Source organism: Modestobacter versicolor (genome assembly GCF_041028285.1).
In the GTDB taxonomy this organism is placed as follows: domain Bacteria; phylum Actinomycetota; class Actinomycetes; order Mycobacteriales; family Geodermatophilaceae; genus Modestobacter; species Modestobacter versicolor_A.
The window spans coordinates 642,771-661,719 of the sequence record NZ_JABGDB010000001.1 but is presented as its reverse complement, the minus strand read 5'-3'; the positions used below and the strand labels follow the sequence as shown (position 1 = coordinate 661,719).

At 75.6% G+C, this 18,949-nt stretch carries 17 protein-coding genes and 1 pseudogene; 2 read left to right on the top strand and 16 right to left on the bottom strand.

All coding sequences use genetic code 11. The annotated features are described in order from the left end of the window. Window positions 1–54 precede the first annotated feature (54 nt). Both HL054_RS03385 and lepA read right to left on the bottom strand, forming a co-directional pair. Window positions 55–711, bottom strand: a complete 657-nt coding sequence (locus HL054_RS03385; RefSeq protein ID WP_369137313.1) for an MOSC domain-containing protein — start codon at window positions 709–711, stop codon at window positions 55–57. Then, complete coding sequence (gene lepA / locus HL054_RS03380; protein WP_440347912.1) at window positions 708–2,555, bottom strand: translation elongation factor 4; 1,848 nt, start codon at window positions 2,553–2,555, stop codon at window positions 708–710. Before lepA ends, HL054_RS03385 begins: the two co-directional genes overlap by 4 nt. Window positions 2,556–2,795: 240 nt before the next feature. On the opposite strand from lepA, the gene rpsT reads away from it, so the two are divergent. Together rpsT and HL054_RS03370 are read left to right on the top strand one after the other, a co-directional pair. Beyond that, on the top strand, window positions 2,796–3,056 hold the full coding sequence (gene rpsT, locus HL054_RS03375) for a 30S ribosomal protein S20 (protein WP_369137311.1): 261 nt from the start codon (window positions 2,796–2,798) through the stop codon (window positions 3,054–3,056). Between the two features lie 109 nt (window positions 3,057–3,165). Further along, window positions 3,166–3,750 (top strand): RBBP9/YdeN family alpha/beta hydrolase, encoded by a 585-nt coding sequence (locus HL054_RS03370; protein WP_369137310.1) that lies wholly within the window; start codon window positions 3,166–3,168, stop codon window positions 3,748–3,750. Window positions 3,751–3,801: 51 nt separating this feature from the next. Here HL054_RS03370 and holA read toward each other — a convergent pair whose 3' ends face one another. From holA to obgE, 14 genes and pseudogenes are all read right to left on the bottom strand, one after another. Next, complete coding sequence (holA, locus tag HL054_RS03365; RefSeq protein ID WP_369137309.1) at window positions 3,802–4,713, bottom strand: DNA polymerase III subunit delta; 912 nt, start codon at window positions 4,711–4,713, stop codon at window positions 3,802–3,804. A 439-nt stretch (window positions 4,714–5,152) separates the two neighbouring features. Continuing rightward, a pseudogene (locus HL054_RS03360) lies at window positions 5,153–6,679 on the bottom strand (ComEC/Rec2 family competence protein); the annotation flags it as partial. A 598-nt stretch (window positions 6,680–7,277) separates the two neighbouring features. Further along, window positions 7,278–8,207 carry a ComEA family DNA-binding protein gene (locus HL054_RS03355; RefSeq protein ID WP_369137308.1) on the bottom strand — a complete coding sequence of 310 codons (930 nt, stop codon included), beginning with the start codon at window positions 8,205–8,207 and terminating at the stop codon, window positions 7,278–7,280. Window positions 8,208–8,369: 162 nt separating this feature from the next. Continuing rightward, window positions 8,370–9,254 carry a DegV family protein gene (locus tag HL054_RS03350; RefSeq protein ID WP_369137307.1) on the bottom strand — a complete coding sequence of 295 codons (885 nt, stop codon included), beginning with the start codon at window positions 9,252–9,254 and terminating at the stop codon, window positions 8,370–8,372. Further along, the gene (locus HL054_RS03345; RefSeq protein WP_369137306.1) at window positions 9,241–10,014 is read right to left on the bottom strand and encodes a histidine phosphatase family protein; all 774 of its coding nucleotides are present in this window, start codon (window positions 10,012–10,014) and stop codon (window positions 9,241–9,243) included. Before HL054_RS03345 ends, HL054_RS03350 begins: the two co-directional genes overlap by 14 nt. Continuing rightward, window positions 10,011–10,517, bottom strand: a complete 507-nt coding sequence (gene rsfS, locus HL054_RS03340) for a ribosome silencing factor (protein ID WP_369137305.1) — start codon at window positions 10,515–10,517, stop codon at window positions 10,011–10,013. The genes HL054_RS03345 and rsfS overlap by 4 nt, the downstream gene beginning before the upstream one ends. After that, on the bottom strand, window positions 10,514–11,290 hold the full coding sequence (nadD, locus tag HL054_RS03335; RefSeq protein ID WP_369137304.1) for a nicotinate-nucleotide adenylyltransferase: 777 nt from the start codon (window positions 11,288–11,290) through the stop codon (window positions 10,514–10,516). The genes rsfS and nadD overlap by 4 nt, the downstream gene beginning before the upstream one ends. Window positions 11,291–11,380: 90 nt before the next feature. Continuing rightward, window positions 11,381–12,832: a vWA domain-containing protein gene (locus HL054_RS03330; RefSeq protein ID WP_369137303.1), complete on the bottom strand. Its 1,452-nt coding sequence runs from the start codon at window positions 12,830–12,832 to the stop codon at window positions 11,381–11,383. Then, window positions 12,832–13,716, bottom strand: coding sequence for an AAA family ATPase (locus tag HL054_RS03325; protein ID WP_110554078.1), 885 nt, complete (start codon window positions 13,714–13,716; stop codon window positions 12,832–12,834). The genes HL054_RS03330 and HL054_RS03325 overlap by 1 nt, the downstream gene beginning before the upstream one ends. A gap of 29 nt (window positions 13,717–13,745) precedes the next feature. Then, the gene (locus tag HL054_RS03320) at window positions 13,746–14,996 is read right to left on the bottom strand and encodes a glutamate-5-semialdehyde dehydrogenase (RefSeq protein ID WP_369137302.1); all 1,251 of its coding nucleotides are present in this window, start codon (window positions 14,994–14,996) and stop codon (window positions 13,746–13,748) included. A 109-nt stretch (window positions 14,997–15,105) separates the two neighbouring features. Next, on the bottom strand, window positions 15,106–15,699 hold the full coding sequence (locus HL054_RS03315; protein WP_369137301.1) for a GNAT family N-acetyltransferase: 594 nt from the start codon (window positions 15,697–15,699) through the stop codon (window positions 15,106–15,108). Then, window positions 15,699–16,178 (bottom strand): peptide deformylase, encoded by a 480-nt coding sequence (gene def / locus HL054_RS03310; RefSeq protein WP_369137299.1) that lies wholly within the window; start codon window positions 16,176–16,178, stop codon window positions 15,699–15,701. The genes HL054_RS03315 and def overlap by 1 nt, the downstream gene beginning before the upstream one ends. A 12-nt stretch (window positions 16,179–16,190) precedes the next feature. Beyond that, entirely contained in the window at window positions 16,191–17,318 is a 1,128-nt protein-coding gene (gene proB / locus HL054_RS03305; RefSeq protein WP_369137297.1) for a glutamate 5-kinase, read from the bottom strand. Then, a complete protein-coding gene (gene obgE / locus HL054_RS03300) occupies window positions 17,315–18,802 on the bottom strand; it encodes a GTPase ObgE (protein ID WP_369137296.1) in 1,488 nt (495 codons plus the stop codon). Before obgE ends, proB begins: the two co-directional genes overlap by 4 nt. Window positions 18,803–18,949 lie beyond the last annotated feature (147 nt).

The following is an 18,949-nucleotide window of genomic DNA, read 5'->3' as shown; positions in this document are numbered from 1 at the left end:
GTCGTGTCCGGCGGTTGGCCGGACCCCGCGGCGGACAGTAGCGCGGCGGCCGGATCAGACCCGGGCGGCGAGCCGACGGTCGATCTTCGCCTGCAGCTTCGGCTGGTCCTTGACCGGCAGGTGGTGCAGCGCGGGGACCAGCTCGGGCAGCCGCGACTGCTGGGTGGTCGCGATCCGGAAGGCGGTCTCCACGGTGATGCCGTGGCCGGGCCGGGCGACGACCTCGACCGGGTCGCCGGCGCCGACCTCGCCGGTCTGCAGCACGCGCAGGTAGGCCCCGGTGGCGCCGTGCGCGGCGAACCGCTTGACCAGGTCCGGGACGCCCCAGAAGCGGGCGAAGTTCGCGCACGGGGTGCGCCCGGCGGTGACCTCGAACAGCGCGGTGCCGATCGACCAGCGCTCGCCGAGGACGGCGCCGCGCAGGTCCAGGCCGGTGGTGCGCAGGTTCTCGCCGAACCGGCCGGGCAGCAGCTCCCTGTCGAGCTCGGCGGCCCACCAGTCGGCGTCGTCCTGGGCGTAGGCGTAGACCGCCTGCCCCTCCCCGCCGTGGTGCCGGCGGTTGACCTGGACGTCGCCGTCCAGACCGAGCTCGTGGACGGCGACCCGGCCGGTCACCGGGCGCTTGTCGATGCCCGAGCGGTCCGGGCGCTTGTCCGGCAGCGGCAGCAGGTCGCTGCCGGAGACGCAGACCGCCTCGACCCGGCCGCTCACTTGGGCTTGCTGGCGGTCGACTCGTTGGTGGAGAGCGCGGCGACGAACGCCTCCTGGGGGACCTCGACGCGGCCGACCATCTTCATCCGCTTCTTGCCCTCCTTCTGCTTCTCCAGCAGCTTGCGCTTGCGGGTGATGTCACCGCCGTAGCACTTGGCCAGCACGTCCTTGCGGATGGCGCGGACCGTCTCGCGGGCGATCACCCGGGAGCCGACGGCGGCCTGGATCGGCACCTCGAACTGCTGGCGCGGGATGAGCTCGCGCAGCTTGCCGGCCATCAGCACGCCGTAGCTGTAGGCCTTGTCGGTGTGCACGATCGCGGAGAACGCGTCGACCGCCTCGCCCTGCAGCAGGATGTCCACCTTCACCAGCTTCGAGACCTGCTCACCGGCCTCGGCGTAGTCCAGGCTCGCGTAGCCGCGGGTGCGGGACTTCAGCGCGTCGAAGAAGTCGAAGATGATCTCACCGAGGGGCAGCGTGTAGCGCAGCTCGACCCGGGACTCGGACAGGTAGTCCATCCCGCCGAGCTGCCCGCGGCGGCCCTGGCACAGCTCCATGATCACGCCGGTGTAGTCGCTCGGCGCGATGATGGTGGCCTTGACGATCGGCTCGTAGATGGTGCCGATCTTGCCGCCGGGCCAGTCGCTGGGGTTGGTGACGGTGACCTCGGAGCCGTCCTCCATGACCACCCGGTAGACGACGTTGGGGGCGGTGGAGATCAGGCTGATGCCGGCCTCGCGCTCCAGCCGCTCCCGGACGATCTCCAGGTGCAGCAGGCCGAGGAAGCCGACCCGGAAGCCGAAGCCCAGGGCGGCCGACGTCTCGGGCTCGTAGGTGAGCGCGGCGTCGTTGAGCAGCAGCTTGTCCAGCGCCTCGCGCAGCAGCGGGTAGTCGCTGCCGTCGATCGGGTACAGACCGGAGTAGACCATCGGCTTGGGGTCGCGGTAGCCGCCGATCGACTCGGTGGCCGGCTTGTGCTGCAGCGTGACGGTGTCGCCGACGCGGGACTGGCGGACGTCCTTCACGCCGGTGATGAAGTAGCCGACCTCGCCGATGCCGAGGCTGTCGACCTGCTTGGGCTCGGGCGAGATGACGCCGATCTCCAGCAGCTCGTGCGTCGCTCCGGTCGACATCATCTTGATCTTGTCGCGGGCGGAGATGCGGCCGTCGACGACCCGTACGTAGGTGATGACGCCGCGGTAGATGTCGTAGACCGAGTCGAAGATCATCGCCCGCGCGGGGCCGTCGTCCTCGCCGGTCGGTGCGGGGATCTCCTGGACGATCCGGTCGAGCAGCTCCGGCACGCCCTGGCCGGTCTTGCCGCTGACCCGCAGCACGTCGTCGGGGTCGCAGCCGATGATGTGGGCGAGCTCGGCGGCGTACTTCTCCGGCTGGGCAGCGGGCAGGTCGATCTTGTTGAGCACCGGGATGATCGTGAGGTCGTTCTCCAGCGCCAGGTACAGGTTGGCCAGCGTCTGCGCCTCGATGCCCTGGGCGGCGTCGACCAGCAGGACCGCGCCCTCGCAGGCGGCCAGCGACCGGGAAACCTCGTAGGTGAAGTCGACGTGGCCGGGGGTGTCGATCATGTCGAGCACGAACTCGGTGGTGGTGTCCTCGCCCGAGCGCGGGGTCCACGGCAGGCGGACGTTCTGCGCCTTGATGGTGATGCCGCGCTCTCGCTCGATGTCCATCCGGTCGAGGTACTGGGCGCGCATGTTGCGCCCTTCCACCAGCCCGGTCACCTCGAGCATCCGGTCGGCCAGCGTCGACTTGCCGTGGTCGATGTGGGCGATGATGCAGAAGTTCCGGATCCGGGCGGGATCGGTGGAGGCAGGAGTCGTCACAGTGCCCCCATGGTCCCATGCCCCGCGCGTGCGTCCAGCCATTGCCCGGGCCGGGCGGCCCGTTGCCCGGGCCCGGGCGGCGGCGCGGGGGGCGCAGCGCGGCGGGTCGGGCGGGGGCCCACCTGCGCCGGTTGGGCCGACCCGGTGGGGCTGGTATCTTGTGAGGCCGGTCCGCAGTGCGCTCGCGAGCGCGGTGGACGCACTGTCAGACACCTCCCTCCGATCACCCGAGGCTCACGCGTGGCGAACATCAAGTCCCAGATCAAGCGGATCAAGACCAACGAGCTCGCGCGCAAGCGCAACGTCGCGGTCCGGTCTGCCCTGAAGACGTCGGTCCGGCGCTTCCGTACGGCCGCCGACGCCGGGGACAAGGACGCGGCCGTGACCGCTCTCCAGGTCGCCAGCAAGGCGCTGGACAAGGCTGCCAGCAAGGGCGTCATCCACAAGAACCAGGCTGCGAACCGCAAGTCGGCGCTGGCCAAGAAGGTCGCCAGCCTCTGAGGCTGCACCCTCCGCTCGACGACGAGCCCCTCTCCCCCGCCGGGAGAGGGGCTCGTCGCTGTTCCGGGGCCCGGGCGGCCCGTCACGACGATCCGGGGAGGAGCACACCGTGGGACGACGGTTCCTCGTGCTGCACGGCTGGCAGAACCACCGGCCGGTCGGGCACTGGCAGTGGCAGCTGACCGAGGCGCTGCGCGCCGAGGGTGAGCAGGTGCTGTACCCGCAGTTCCCCTCCCCCGACGCGCCGTCGCGGGCCGACTGGACCGCGCTGGTGCGCGCCGAGCTGGCACAGCTGGGCTCGGGCGAGCGGGTGGTCGTGGCCCACTCGCTCGCCTGCTGGCTGTGGCTGTCGGTGGCCAGCGCGCTGGGCGCCGGGGAGCGGGTCGACCGGGTGCTGCTGGTGGCCCCGCCGTCGGCCGAGGTGCTGGCCGGGTACCCCGAGGTGGCCGGCTTCGCCTCCGTGCCCCAGGACCCGGCCGCGCTGGCCCGCGCGGCCACGACGACCCGGCTGGCCGCCGCCGACGACGACCCCTACTGCCCCGGTGGGGCGGCGGCGGTGTTCGCCGGGCTCGGCCTGGACACCGACGTCCTGCCGGGCGCCGCGCACCTCGACCTGGACGCCGGCTACGGGCGCTGGCCCGCCGTGGAGGAATGGTGCCGGGACCCGTCCACCCGGCTGACGCCGCGGGTCTGAGCCGCCCCGCAGGCCGGTCCGGGAGGCCGGTCCGGTCAGCGGCCGGTCCGGTCAGCGGCCGGAGCGGAGCCGATCGCCCCGTCCGGTGGCGCCGGCCGCCCGGATCGCGACGATCCGGCGCACGGCGCGCTCGAGGGCGTAGTCGGCGCTCGCCGCGGCGCCCTTGACGTCGGCGTTCAGCTCGGCCGCCACCCCGATCGCCTGCTGCAGGGCATCGATCGACCAGCCCCGCGCCTGCCCCTGGGCCTTCTTCACCTTCCACGGCGGCAGCTTGAGCTGGCGGGCGAGCTCGCCGATGTTGGTCGTGTTCAGCGAGGCCACCCGGGCCGCGGTGCGGACCCCGTCGGCCAGCGCGTCGGCGATGAGGACGTGCGCGACCCCCCGGTCCAGCGCCCAGCGGAGCATCTCGATCGACCCGGCCGAGTCACCGACCAGCACCCGCTCGGCGACCGTGAAACCGGTGACCTCGGCCTGCCCACGGTGGAAGCGGGCGACCGCGTCGGCGTCCACGAGGCCACCGAAGTCCGACACCAGCTGGCTGGCCGCCGCCGACAGGTTGCGCAGGTCGTTGCCGACCGCGTCCAGCAGCGCGGTGGCCGCGTCGGGGGTGATCTTCCCGCCCGCGTGCCGCACCTCGTTGCGCACGAAGGCGATGCGCTCGCCGGCCGAGCTGATCTTCGGGCACTCGTCGACCGCGGCCCCGGCCGCCTTGAACGCCTTGACCAGCGCCTCGTTCCGCTTGCCGCCGTGGTGCACGACGACCAGCGTCAGCTCCGGGTCCGGGTCCTTCACGTAGGCCAGCAGCTGGTCGGTGAGCGCCGCGGCCGCCTCGTGCACGCCGGTGACGACGACCAGCCGGTGACCGCCGAACAACGAGGGCGCCAGCACCTCGGCCAGGTCGCCCAGGGGCAGGCCGGCTGCGGCCAGCTCGTGCTCCTCGCTGTCCTGGTGGCGCTCGCGCACCGCTACCCGCACCGCCGACACGGCCCGGGCGCGCAGCAGCTCCTCCTCGCCCACGACGACCCGCAGCCGCGACGTCGGTGCGGGCGCTGCTGCCTGGGGTGCTGCCACAGGTCCATGCTGTCACGCGGGACCGACGGGACCGGGCCGCTGCGGGGTGCGCGGGTCGACCCGTGATCGCCGCCGGCGTCCCACCTGCCGCGCTCGCCGTCGCCCGCTGGACGACGTCCGGGCCGCGCACCGCGACCCCCCACTCCCCCGCGCGCCCGACCACCGCGACGTCGCCGTCCCGGTCGGTGCGGTAGGTGCGCATGCCCTCGTGGGCGAGCAGGTCGAGCAGTCGCGCGGCGGGGTGGCCGTAGCTGTTGTCCGAGCCGACCGACACCACGGCCACCGCCGCCCCGCTGGCCGCGACGAAGCCGGCGTCGACGTCGGCGCTGCCGTGGTGGGGCACCTTCAGCACGTCGGCGGACAGGTCCGTGCCGGCCGCGACGAGCCCGGCCTCGGCTCCCGCGCCGAGGTCGCCGGTGAGCAGCACCCGCACACCGCGCACGGTGGCCCTGACCACCAGGCTGAGGTCGTTGGGCTCGGCACCGGCGGTGGCCCGGCGGGGGTCGGGTGCGAGCACCTCCAGGTCGGCCGGGCCGACCGTGCGGCGCTGTCCCGGGGTGAGCACCTGGTGCTCCGCGTCCGCGGCGGCGACTGCGCGGTCCAGCGCCGGCGCCCGCTCGTCGGTCGGCGCGAGCGCCCCGGTGGCGACCACGTCGACCCGGCGGCCGGCCAGCGCCCCGGCCAGGCCGCCCACGTGGTCGGCGTCCAGGTGCGAGAGCAGCACCAGCGGCAGCCGCCGCACGCCGAGCCGGTCCAGGCAGCCGGCGACCAGCGCGCCGTCGGGGCCGGCGTCGACCAGCACCGCCTCCCCCGGGGCCGTCGGCAGCACCAGCGCGTCCCCCTGCCCGACGTCGCAGACCACGACCACGGTGTCCGGCAGCGGCCACCCCCGGGCGACCTGCCGGACCGGCCAGCCCAGGGCCAGCAGCCCGACGAGGGCGGCCAGCGCCAGCGGGCGCAGCAGGGGCCAGCGGACCAGCGACCAGCCGGCGGCGGCGAGCAGCAGCCCGAGCAGCACGGCTCCCCCGGCGCCGGCGGGCCACCCGGCCGCACCGTCCGGCACGGCGGCGGCCCGCTCGGCGACGGTGACCAGCCAGCGCACCGGCCACCCGGCCAGCCAGACCAGCACGTCCGCGGTACCGGGCAGGACCGGGGACACCAGGGCCGCGAGCAGGCCGAGCACGGTCGCCGGGGCCACCGCCGGTGCGGCGAGCAGGTTGGCCGGCAACGAGACGACGCTGACGATGCCGGACAGCGCGGCCACCAGCGGTGCGGTCACCAGCCCGGCCGCCGCGCTCACGGCGAGGGCGTCGGCGACCGGGCGGGGCACCCGCCGTTGCCGCAGCTGCCGCGACCAGGTGGGGGCGAGCAGCACGATGCCCGCGGTGGCGGCGACCGACAGGACGAAGCCGGCGTCGGTGGCCAGCGCAGGCTCGGCTGCCAGCAGGAGCACGACGGCGGCCGACAGCGCCGGCACCGCGGCCCGGGACCGCCCCGACGCCAGCGCCAGCAGCGCCACCCCGCCCATCACCGCCGCGCGCAGCACGCTGGCGCCCGGCCGGGCCAGCACCACGAACCCCACGATCGCCAGCGCGGCGACGGCGGCCTGCACCCGCCGGTCGCTGCCGCGAGCGCGCAGCGGCCAGAGCACCAGCGCCACCACGATCGCCACGTTGGCGCCGGAGACGGCGGTCAGGTGGGCCAGGCCCGCCCGGCGGAACTCCGACACCAGCGCCGGGTCCATCGCGCTGGTGTCGCCGACGACCAGCCCGGGGAGCAGCCCGGCCGGCCGGGGCGGCAGCGTCCGGGCGGCCGACGCTGCCAGACCCGCGCGCAGCTCGCCGGCGCCCTGCTGCACCCGGCCGGGACCGCCGACGAGATCGGGAGGCCCTCGGGTGGAGAGCACCGCGAGCACCTCGTCGCCGGGCTCGGCGGCGCGCACGGCGGCGCGCACCCGCACCGACTGGCCGGGCAGCAGCTCCGACCACTCCTCGGCCGGCCCGAACAGCAGCACTGCCCCGCCGCCGCCGTTCCGCCCCTCGACCTCGGTCACCCGGGCGTCCACCAGCACCCGGGGTCCGCCGGCGCCGGCCAGCACGCGCGGGTCGTCGTACAGCTCGACGACCACGGTCACCACGGCGCCCCGGGCGGCGAGCACGGGCAGCGGCGAGTCCGCCCGGGCCTGCCCACGTACTGCGGCGACCGCGCCCGCGAGGGTGAGCACCGCCAGGCACCCGGCCAGCACCGTGCCCGGCACGCCGCGCCGGCCGCGCAGCAGCAACGCCGCCGCGACCGCCGCCCCCGCCACCGTCCCCCACGACACCGCGACCGGCAGGGCCGGGGCGAGCAGGGTGGCCGCCCACGCGGTGGCCGCGGGCAGCACCAGCCGCAGGTCGAGCCACGACCAGCGCTGGGTGGCCCGGACCCGTGCGACGCCGGCACGTGGGGGCGGCACCTCAGACCCGCACCCGGTCGGCGAGGTCGGCGAGGACCGCCGGACCGATGCCGCTGACGTCGTCCAGCTGCGCGACGCTGGTGAACCGGCCCTGCGAGGTGCGGTGGTCGACGATCCGCTGGGCGAGGACCGGGCCGATGCCGGGCAGCGCGTCCAGGTCGGCCGCCGTCGCGGTGTTGAGGTCCAGCAGCCCGCCGGCCGCGCCCGCGGCCGCCGGCACCGGCCCACCCCCGGCCGGCGGTCCCGCGCCGGGCACGCCGACCGCGACCTGCTGCCCGTCACCGAGCACCGCCGCGCCGTTCACCGCCGCGGGATCCGCTCCGGGCAGCAGTCCCCCGGCCGCGGCCAGCGCGTCGGCGACGCGGCTCCCGGCCGGCAGGGTGACCAGGCCCGGCGCCGCCACCTGGCCGACCACCGAGACCACCACGGTGCCGCCGGGGTCCGCGGCGCCCGGGCCGGCCGCAGAGGCGCCCGGCGAGGTGGTGGTGTCTGGGGCGGTGGCGTCGGCCGCCGGGGGTTGCTCCGTCGGGAGGGTCGCCACCGGGGCCGGTTCGATGCCCGGGGCGGGCTCGACGTCGGGCCGGCCCAGCCAGGTCCAGCCGACCAGCAGGACGGCGGCGAGCACCGCCACGCCCCAGAGCGCCCACGCGGCCGGACGGCCGGGGTCCAGCCGGGCAGTGCGCCCTGGGGCCCGGTGCCGGCCGAGGGACGACGGCAGGCCGGCGTCCGCGGCCCGGTCGTCCGACAGGTCGTCGCGCTCGTCGTCGCGGTCGTCGTCCCGGTCATCGTCACGGTCGTCGTCCCGCGGCCCGTCCTCGGGCTCGTCCTCCGCGGGGACCCAGCCGGGCTCACGCTGCCCCTCGGCGAGCAGCGCACGGAGTCGGGCCCGGATCAGGTCGCCGTCGTCGCGGCCACGGGCGGAGGTCAGCACCTGGCGGACGCTAGGAGCCGCGGACGGCGGTCCGCCACGGTCGGGGCGCAGCTGTGGACGGAGGTCGCGGCTGTGGACGACCGGCGGCGGACCGGCGCTGCGCAGGGTCAGGGTGGCGCGGTGACCACCTGCCGCTCAGCTCTCGCCGTCGTCCGGGTCGGGTCACTCGCGCGGGGTCGGGTCGACGACCACGCCCACGGCCCCCGGGCCGACGTGGGCGCCCACGGCCGCACCGAGCTCGCTGACGTACAGCTCGCGCAGCCCGGGCAGCCGGGCCCGAAGCTGCTCGGCGAGGCGCTCGGCCCGCTCCGGTGCGGCCAGGTGGTGCACGGCCGCGGAGACCGGTCGGTCACCGGCCACGTCGACGGCCCGCTGCACCAGCCGGGCCAACGCCCGGGTGGAGGTGCGCACCCGCTCCAGCGGCACCACCTGGCCGTCGGCGACGTGCAGCACCGGCTTCACGGCCAGCGCGCTGCCCAGCAGCGCGGCCGCGGCGCCGATCCGCCCGCCGCGGCGCAGGTGCTCGAGGGTGTCGACGACGAAGAAGGTTCGGGTGGCCAGCGCCGTCTCCCGGGCGGCCGCGGCGACTCCCTCCGCAGTGCCGCCGGCGGCCGCGGCCCGCGCGGCGGCCAGCACGGCGAACCCGGTGCCCATGGCCGCCGAGCGGGAGTCCAGCACGGTGACCAGGTGCTCACCCACCTGCCCGGCGGCGACCCGGGCGGCGTCCCAGGTGCCGGACAGCTCACCGGACAGGTGCACCGAGACGACCCGGTCGGCCCCGCCGTCGAGGAGGTGCCGGTAGACGGCGACGAAGTCCCCGGGCGTCGGGCGGGAGGTGGAGACGTGGCCACCCCGGGCGGCCAGCGACCTGGCCACCTCCGCGGAGGTGACGTCGCTGCCCTCACGCCCGGAGCGGCCGGCCAGGACGACGTAGAGGGGGACGACCTCGATGCCCAGGCTCGCCACGACGTCGGCGGGCAGGTAGGCCGTGGAGTCGGTGACCACCGCGACCGGCAGCGCGCTGCGGTCGGGGTCAGCCGGCGGCATCGGCGTCCTCGACGGGAGCCGGCGGCCCCTCCTCCGGGGTTGCCCCCGTCCGCGGCGCATCCGGGACGTCGGAGGCCGACGGCCCCGGGAACGGCCCTCGGTCACCAGCCACCCGCCGGTTCCCCTCCTGCGAGGCTGGCGCGGAGAGGTTGTGCCGCATCAGCCGCCACCCCGACGCCTGGAACGACAGCTCGGTCCAGTGGCAGTTGCCCAGCGGGCCGAAGATCCGGCGGTGCTCCGGCCCGAGCCCGAGCAGCGCCTCCAGCAGACGGCCCGCCGTGCCGCCGTGCGTCACCAGCACGGCCGCCGTGGCCGGCGGCAGGTCCGCGACGGCGGCCAGCGCGCGGGCGGCGACGTCGGCCTGCGCCTCCCCGCCCCGACCGGGCACCGGCCGGCCGGAGAGCCAGTCGTCGTACTGGTCGGGGTGGCGCTCCGCCACCTCGTCGCGGGTCAGCCCCTCCCAGCTGCCGAGCCCGTGCTCACGCAGCCGCTCGTCGATGCGCACCGGCACCTGCAGCAGCGGCGCCAGCGCCTGGGCCGTGTCGACCGCCCGCTGCAGGTCGCTGGACACGAGCACCGCGTCCGTGCCGTGCAGCGCGGCGACCAGGTGCGGCGCGGTCCAGGCGGCCTGCGCCCGGCCCTCGTCGTCCAGCGGCGGGTCGAGCTGGCCCTGGAAGCGCCCGGTGGCGTTCCACGCGGTCCGTCCGTGGCGCCAGACCAGCAGGCGGCGCACCGGCGGGGCCTCCGGGCCCGCGGTCACCGGCTGGTCTCGCCCTGCCCCGCGTCCACCGGGTCGGTCGAGGCGTCGGCAGGTGCGTCCGGGGCGTCGTCCGCGTCCGGGGCGTCGTCGGCGGCGGTGTCGGCCGCGGCAGTGTCGGCCGCGGCCGGGGCGGTCGCCGGCAGGGCGCTGTCGGTGAAGGGGATCACCGGGCAGTCCTTCCACAGCCGCTCGAGGGCGTAGTAGGCGCGCTCCTCGGCGTGCTGCACGTGCACGACGACGTCCACGAAGTCGAGCAGCACCCAGCGCCCCTCGGCGAGGCCCTCGCGGCGCACCGGCTTGATGCCGTGCTCGCGCAGCTTCTCCTCGACGGCGTCGACGATGGACTGCACCTGCCGCTCGTTGGGCGCCGAGGTCAGGACGAAGGCGTCGGTGATCGCCAGTCGGTCGCTGACGTCGACGATCGAGACGTCGGTGGCGAGCTTGTCGGCTGCGGCCTGCGCTGCGATCAGCGCGGTCTCACGTGCCTCGGCCGAGGCGGTCATCGGGGGGTCTCCTGCAGGTCGGGGGACGGGGTGTCCCCGGCGGCTGGGGCGCCGGTCGGGGTGGGACGGGCCGGTCCCAGCCCGTCCGGGTGGGGGGCGCCGTCGTGATCGGGGGCGGTCGGGGCCTCGGGGGCACTGCGGGACCGGAGTGCGGTGCCGGGGAGCACCTCGCCCGGGTGGACGGGGTCGCCGCGGTAGAGGCCGCGCTTCTCGATGTACTGCACGACACCGTCGGGCACGAGGTACCAGACGGGCATCCCGCGGCGGACCCGGTCGCGGCAGTCGGTGGAGCTGATCGCCAGCGCCGGCACCTCGACCAGGCTCACCGCGCCGCGGGGCAGGTCGCCGTCGGCCAGCTGGTAGCCGGGCCGGGTCACCCCGACGAAGTGGGCGAGGTGGAACAGCTTGTCGGTCTCCCGCCAGCCCACGATCTGGGCCAGCGCGTCGGCGCCGGTGATGAAGAACAGCTCGGCGTCCGGGTGCTCGCGGCGCAGGTCGGTGAGGGTGTCGATGGTGTAGGTCTGCCCGCCGCGGTCGACGTCGACCCGGCTCACCGAGAACCGCGGGTTGGAGGCGGTCGCGATCACCGTCATCAGGTACCGGTCCTCGGCGGGGCTCACCCCGCGGTCGGACTTCTGCCACGGCTGACCGGTCGGCACGAACACGACCTCGTCGAGCCCGAAGAGGCCGGCGACCTCGCTGGCGGCCACCAGGTGGCCGTGGTGGACGGGGTCGAACGTGCCGCCCATCACCCCGAGTCGACGTGCTGCCACCGACCGAGCCTAGCCCCGGCGCCGCGGGAGCCGATCGGCGGACCGACCAGCCGACCGCCGGCAGCGCCGGCAGAGAGACCGGCCGGCGCCTCAGAGGGTGGTGACGAAGGCGCCCAGCTGGGCCGCGGTGCGCACCTCGACCATCGGGATGACCTCGGCGTAGCGGTCGGCCGCGGAGTCCCCGGTGCCCCACAGCCGCCGCGGCTCCGGGTTGAGCCAGTGCGCCGAGCGGGACCGGCGCACCAGGTCGGCGAGGGTGGGCAGGCCGGGGTGCCGGAAGTTGGTCCGGCCGTCGCCGAGCACCAGCAGCGAGGTCTTCGGGCCGACGGCCGCCGGCCACCTCTCGGCGAACACCTCCAGCGCGTGGCCGTAGTCGCTGTGCCCGTCGAAGCTGACCACGTCGGCCTCCCGGCCGATCCGGGCGATGGCGTCGACCACGTCGGCGCCCGGGGTGAAGAACCGGGTCACCTCGTCGGTGGAGTCGACGAAGGCGAACGCCCGGACGCCGCTGAAGTGCTCGCGGAGCGCCTGGGTGAGCATCAGCGTGAAGTGGCTGAACCCGGCGACCGAGCCGCTGACGTCGCACAGCACGACCAGTTCGGGCTTGTGCACCACCCGCGGGCGGTGGTGGGTGACCAACGGCATGCCGCCGGTGGCCAGCGAGGCCCGGACGGTGCGGCGGAAGTCCAGCCGGCCCTCCCGGCCCAACCGGCGGCGGGCCGACAGCTTCGCGGCGAGCCGCCGGGCCAGCGGCGCCACGGTCCGGCGGAGCTCGGCCAGGTCGGACTGCTGCGCCCGCAGGAAGTCGACCTGGTCGGCCAGCGGCCGGACGGCGTTGCGGGCGACCTTGTCCCGCCCCTTCTCGGCCGCGGTACGCCGGCGCACCTCCGCCTCGACCGCGGTCCGGAACGCCGCGATCCGCTCCTTCGCCGTCTGCCGGGCCACCTGCTCGGCCAGCCCGCCCCGGTCGGCGCCGCCGAGCAGGCCGGCGAGGAGCTGGGCGACCAGCGTGTCCGGCGAGAGCGCCCGCAGCACCCGGTAGCTGAAGAACGACTGCCCCGACGGCGACGGCGCCCCGGCGCCCAGCTGGTCCACGGCGAGCCGGGCGAACCGGCGCAGCGCCTCCTGGTCGCCCTCGGTCAGCAGGCGCAGGAGCTCGGCCCGCAGCGCCTCGGTCAGCGCACCGGGGTCCCCGACCGGCAGCGGTCCGTCGGCCGCCTGGTCGCCCTCGGCGTCGCCGTCCCCCTCCGGGTCCGCGCCGTCGGCGGCGGGCACCGGCCGGTCGGTGAGCGGCCACCACAGGTCGAACAGCACGTCGAAGGCCGGCCGCTGGGCCGCGCGGCGCAGCAGCACCGCGGCGAGGCCGTGCCGCAGCTGCTCCCGGTCCAGCAGGTCGATGACGGTGAGCACCTCCGCAGCGTCCACGGCCTGGCTGATACCGACCGGCACGCCGGCCTCGCGCACCGCCCGGACGAAGCCGTCCAGGTGCCCGGCGAGCCCGCCCGGCTCGACCGTCGAGGGGAGCCCCGCCGGTGGGGTCATCAGTTCAGCCGGAGCTCGGCGGCGGCCCGGACCTGGTCGCTGGCGTGCTTGAGCACCACGCCCAGCGTCGACCGCATCGCCGACTCGTCCAGGGTGTCCAGCCCGAGCGCGAGCAGCGTCTGCGCCCAGTCCAGCGTCTCCGAGATCGACGGCGCCTTCTTCAGCTCCAGCGCCCGTAGCGCCCGCACCGTCCGGACCAGCTGGTCGGCCAGCCCCGGCGCCAGCTCCGGCACCCGGGACAGCACGATCTCCCGCTCCCGCTCGGCGCTGGGGTAGTCCAGCGCCAGGTACAGGCAGCGCCGCTTGAGCGCCTCGGACAGCTCGCGGGTGGCGTTGGAGGTGAGCACCACCATCGGCCGGCGGACGGCCGTGATGGTGCCGAGCTCGGGGATGGTCACCTGGAAGTCGCTGAGCACCTCCAAGAGCAGCCCCTCGACCTCCACATCGGCCTTGTCGGTCTCGTCGATGAGCAGCACCGTGGGCTCGGTGCGCCGGATCGCGGTCAGCAGCGGCCGGGCGAGCAGGAACTCCTCACCGAAGACGTCGTCGTGGACGGTGTCCCAGTCCGCGCCGCCGGAGCCGGCCGCCGAGATCCGCAGCAGCTGCTTCTTGTAGTTCCACTCGTACAGCGCCCGGGCCTCGTCCAGCCCCTCGTAGCACTGCAGCCGGATCAGCTCCGCGCCGGTCGCCGCCGCCATCGCCTTCGCCAGCTCGGTCTTGCCCACCCCCGCCGGACCCTCGACCAACAGCGGCTTGCCCAGCCGGTCGGCGAGGAAGACCGTCGTGGCGATCTGGTGGTCGGGCAGGTACCCCGCGGCCGACAGCCGCGTCGTCACGTCCGCCACGTCGGCGAACTGGGCGGCGTGGGTCGGCGTGCGGGACATGCGGCTCCTTCAGGGGACGGCGGCCGGCGTCAGCGGGTGTGGCCGCTGCCGGTGACGACGTAGGTGGTGGAGGTCAGTTCCGGCAGCCCCAGCGGTCCGCGGGCGTGCAGCTTCTGCGTCGAGATGCCGATCTCGGCGCCGAACCCGAACTCGCCGCCGTCGGTGAACCGGGTGGAGGCGTTCACCAGCACGGCTGCGGCGTCCACCCCGGCGGTGAAGTCGGCGATGGCGCGGGCGGAGTCGGCCACGATCGCCTCGCTGTGCCCGGTGCCCCAGCGCGCGATGTGGTCCAGCGCCTGCGGCAGGTCGTCGACCACCCGCACCGCCATGTCCAGCGACAGGTACTCGGTGGCCCAGTCCTCGTCGGTGGCCGGGACGACGCCGTCGTGGGCGCCGGCGGCCGCCTCGTCGCCGTGCAGCGTCACCCCGGCGTCGGCCAGGGCGGACAGCAGCCGGGGCAGGAACGCGACGTCCCGGTGCACCAGCAGCGTCTCGGCGGAGTTGCAGACGCTCACCCGGTGGGTCTTGGAGTTCAGGACGACAGCCTCGGCGGTCGCCGGGTCGGCGGAGGCGTCGACGTAGACGTGGCAGTTGCCGACCCCGGTCTCGATCACCGGCACCGTCGACTCCCGGACGACGCGCTCGATGAGCGAGGCACCGCCCCGCGGGATGACCACGTCGACCAGCCCGCGGGCGTTGAGCAGCTCCCCCACCGACGCGCGGTCGGCGGGCAGCAGCGCGACCGACCCGGCCGGGAGCCCGGCCTTCTCCGCGGCCTCGGTGAGCACGGCGACCAGGGCGGTGTTGGTGCGGTGCGCCGAGGCCGAGCCGCGCAGCAGCGCCGCGTTGCCGCTCTTCAGGCACAGCCCGGCGGCGTCCACGGTCACGTTGGGCCGCGCCTCGTAGACGATGCCGACGACCCCCAGCGGCACCCGCACCTGGCGCAGCTGCAGCCCGTTGGCCAGCGTCGAGCCGCGGACGACGTCCCCCACCGGGTCGGGCAGGGAGACCAGGTGGCGCAGCGCGTCGGCCACGCCCGCCAGCCGCGGGCGGTCCAGCCGCAGCCGGTCCAGCATCGCGGCCGGGGTGCCGTCCGCGGCGGCGGCCTCGACGTCGGCGGCGTTGGCGGCCAGCACCTCGTCGGCCCGCTCGAGCAGGGCCTCGGCCATCGCGGTGAGCGCGGCGTCCTTGGTCTCGGTGGGCAGGGTGCGCAGCACGCGGGCGGCCTCGCGGGCGCGCGTGGCGGCTGCTCCGATCAGCGGGAAGTCAGCGGCGGACACGGCGACGAGGCTACGCGGCGACGGCGTCCTGGCTCACCGTGCGTGCTCCTGGCTCAGCGTCTGCGGTGAGCCAGGAGCACGCGGGACCAGGTGACCTGATCCCGGGGCGTCACCCCGAGTGGCGGGCGAGGCGGTGCCGGAGGCCGTTGCGGACGGCGGGCCACTCGGCGTCGGTGATCGAGAAGACCACGGTGTCCCGCAGCGACCCGTCCGGCTGGCGCCGGTGGTTGCGCAGCACGCCGTCCTGCCGGGCCCCGAGCGCGGCGATCGCCGTCCGCGACTGGGTGTTGTGCCAGTGCGTGCGGAACTCGACCGCCAGGCAGCCCAGGACGTCGAAGGCGTGGCCGAGCAGCAGCAGCTTGCTCTCGCTGTTCACCCCGGTGCGCTGCGCGGATGCCGCCGTCCAGGTGTAGCCGATCTCCAGCCGCGGGGTCTCCGCGTCGACGTTGCAGTAGGTGGTCATGCCGACCACCGCGCCGGTGTCGTTGCGGCGCACCGTGAACGGCAGCATGGTGCCGGCGTCCCGCTGGGCGAGCTTGGCCTCCACGTCGGCCGCCATCCCCTCGCGGGTGGGCACGGAGGTGTACCAGAGCTCCCAGAGCCGGCCGTCGGCCGCCGCGAGGGCCAGCGCGCCGGCGTGGTCGCGGCGCAGCGGCTCCAGCGTCACCACCTCCCCGGCCAGCGTGACCGGCTCCAGCGCCATCAGCTGCGCAGCGCGCGGAGCACCGTCTTGCGCGCCTCCCCGGTCAGCCGGTCGACGAACAGCTTCCCGTCGAGGTGGTCGACCTCGTGCTGCAGGCACCGCGCCATCAGCCCGCTGCCCTCGATCCGCAGCGGCTCGCCGCGCACGTCGAAGCCCTCGGCGACGCAGTGCATCGCCCGCACGGTCGGCGCGAAGACGTGCGGGATGGACAGGCAGCCCTCGTCGCCGTCCTGGGTCTCCGCGGACCGCTCGGTGATCGTCGGGTTGACCAGGTGGCCGATCACCCCGTCGACGTTGTAGGAGAAGACCCGCAGGCCCACGCCGATCTGCGGGGCGGCCAGCCCGGCCCGGCCGGGGTGGTCGACGGTCTCCTCCAGGTCGCGGACGAGCGCGGCGAGGTCCTTGTCGAAGGCGCGGACGGGGTCGGCCGGGGTGCGCAGCACCGGGTCACCGAGCTCGCGGATGGGACGTACGGTCACCGCGACAGTCTCTCAGCCCGCGGAACGCGCCCGTCGCCCGACCAGCACCATCTCGTCCCGGTGCACCACCTCGCGGCGGTGCTCGGGGTCCAGGTCGGCGGTCTTGCGGCCGAGCAGCGCCGGCAGCTCCCGGGCGTCGTAGGCCACCAGCCCGCGGGCGACCACGACGCCGTCCAGGCCGACCAGCTCGACCGGGTCGTCGGCGAGGAACTCGCCGGTCACCGCGCTGATCCCGGCGGCCAGCAGCGAGGCGTGCCGCTCCCGCACCGCCCGCACCGCGCCGTCGTCGAGCACCAGCCGGCCACGCGGGCGGCTGGCGTAGCGCAGCCAGAACTGGCGGGCGGAGGGACGGCGGCCGGTGGCGGCGAACAGCGTGCCGACCTGCTCGCCGCGCAGTGCCGCCGCGGCCTGCGCGGTCGAGGTGACCACGACCGGCACCCCGGCGGCCGAGGCGATGAACGCTGCCTCGACCTTGGTCGCCATGCCGCCGGTGCCCACGCCGTTGCGGCTGGCCGAGCCGAGGGTGACCGCGGCCAGGTCGTCGGGCCCGTGCACGGTCTCGACCAGCTGGGCCGGCCCGGTCCGCGGGTCGCCGTCGTAGACGCCGTCGACGTCGGAGAGCAGGAGCAGCGCGTCGGCCACCGCGACGTGGGCGACCAGCGCAGCGAGCCGGTCGTTGTCGCCGAACCGGATCTCCTCGGTGGCGACCGTGTCGTTCTCGTTCACGATCGGCAGCACGCCCAGCGCCAGCAGCCGCTCGATGGTCTGCTGCGCGTTGCGGTAGTGGCTGCGCCGGGTGAGGTCGTCCGCGGTGAGCAGCACCTGCCCGACGGTCACCCCGTGGTCGGCGAAGGCGTCGGCGTAGGTCTGCACCAGCCGCAGCTGCCCGACGCTCGCCGCGGCCTGCGCGGTGGCCAGGTCACGCGGCCTCCCGGTCAGCGACAGCGGCGCCAGCCCGGCGGCGATCGCACCGGAGGAGACCAGCACGACCTGCCGGCCCGCCGCCCGCAGCGCCCCGAGGACGTCGACCAGGGCCCGCAGCCGGTCGACGTCCAGGCCGCCGGGCATCGTGGTCAGCGACGACGACCCGACCTTGACCACCACCCGCTGCGCGGAGGCGATCACCCCGCGCCCGCTCACTTGCTGCGGGTGTCGTCGATGAGGTCGGCGTCGACCCAGCCGTCCCCGGCGAGCTCGTAGGGCAGCCGGCGGGCCTTCTTGGCCGCCAGCCGCTCGTCGGCGGACAGCCGGGTGTTGTCCTCCAGCCGGGTGTCGGTACCGCGGCCGCCCAGGCCCGCGGTCTCCTCGACGGTGAGCGTGCCGGCCGGCAGCGTCGGCTCCCAGTCGAAGGTGACGTCGCCGACGGTGATGGCGTCGCCGGGGACGGCGCCGGCCTTGGCCAGCCCCTCCTCGACGCCCAGCCGGTTGAGCCGGTCGGCCAGGTAGCCCACCGCCTCGTCGTTGGTGAAGTCGGTCTGCCGGATCCAGCGCTCGGGCCGGGTGCCCCGGACCAGCCAGCCCCCGGTGCGCGGGTCGGGCTCCACGGTGAAACCCTCCTCGTTGGCCGCACGGGGCGTGAGCGTGATCCGCACCGGCTCGACCTCGGGCTGGGCGGCGCGGTGCTCCTCGACCTCGCGGGCGAGGGCGAACCCGAGCTGGTCCAGCCCCTCGTGGGTGGCCACGCTGACCGGGAAGACCTGCAGGCCGCGCGCCTCGAGGGTGTCGCGCACCAGGTCGACCAGCTCGCGGCCGTCCGGGACGTCGATCTTGTTCAGCACGGCGATCCGCAGCCGGCCGACCAGGTCGAGCTCGTCGCCGCCGTACTCGCGCAGCTCGTGCTCCAGGGCGACGATGTCGCTCTCGGGGTCGCGGCCGGGCTCCATCGTCGCCATGTCGACGACGTGCACCAGGACGGCGCAGCGCTCGACGTGCCGGAGGAACTGCAGGCCGAGGCCCTTGCCGGTGGAGGCACCGGGGATCAGCCCGGGGACGTCGGCCATCGTGTAGGTGACGTCGCCGGACCGCACCACGCCGAGCTGCGGGACGAGCGTGGTGAACGGGTAGTCGGCGATCTTCGGCCGGGCCGCGGACATCGCCGCGACCAGCGAGGACTTGCCCGCCGAGGGGTACCCGACCAGGCCGACGTCGGCGATGCTCTTGAGCTCGAGGACGGCGTCGACGGACTCACCGGGCTCGCCCAGCAGCGCGAAGCCGGGGGCCTTGCGCCGGGAGTTGGCCAGCGCGGCGTTGCCCAGCCCGCCCTTGCCGCCGTGGGCCAGGACCAGGCGGGTGCCGGCGCCCATCAGGTCGGCGACGACCTCGCCGTCCACCGTGACGACGGTGCCCGGCGGGACGCGGAGCACCCGGTCCTCGCCGCGGCCACCGTTCTTGTAGTCCCCGGCGGCCTGCCGGCCGTTGCCGGCCTTCTGGTGCGGGGAGTGGTGGAAGTCGAGCAGGGTGTGCACGTTGGGGTCGACCTCGAGGACGACGTCGCCGCCGTCACCGCCGTTGCCCCCGTCGGGACCGCCCAGCGGCTTGAACTTCTCGCGGTGGACCGAGCTGACCCCGTGGGACCCGTTGCCTGCCGTGACGTGGACCGTCACACGGTCGACGAAAGCGGCCATGGTCGCCGCCTCTCTGCGCTACGGCCGGACTTGGTGGAATGGAAACGGGTGGTGGCGCCAGGATCGGCGCCACCACCCGGGAAAGCTGTTCGGCCCCTCTGCAGTGCCCCGCCGCGAGCTTGCGAGTGGTGGGGCCCTGCAGAGGGG

What these genes read in the sequence shown, in the direction of transcription:
- HL054_RS03350 (WP_369137307.1), bottom strand. Translation starts at nt 9,254, where the DNA reads ATGCCGCCGGCTGACCCCGACCGCAGCGCGCTGCCGGTCGCGGTGGTC.
- rsfS (WP_369137305.1), bottom strand. Translation starts at nt 10,517, where the DNA reads ATGACCGCCTCGGCCGAGGCACGTGAGACCGCGCTGATCGCAGCGCAG.
- HL054_RS03330 (WP_369137303.1), bottom strand. Translation starts at nt 12,832, where the DNA reads ATGACCCCACCGGCGGGGCTCCCCTCGACGGTCGAGCCGGGCGGGCTC.
- HL054_RS03325 (WP_110554078.1), bottom strand. Translation starts at nt 13,716, where the DNA reads ATGTCCCGCACGCCGACCCACGCCGCCCAGTTCGCCGACGTGGCGGAC.
- HL054_RS03315 (WP_369137301.1), bottom strand. Translation starts at nt 15,699, where the DNA reads ATGGCGCTGGAGCCGGTCACGCTGGCCGGGGAGGTGGTGACGCTGGAG.
- obgE (WP_369137296.1), bottom strand. Translation starts at nt 18,802, where the DNA reads ATGGCCGCTTTCGTCGACCGTGTGACGGTCCACGTCACGGCAGGCAAC.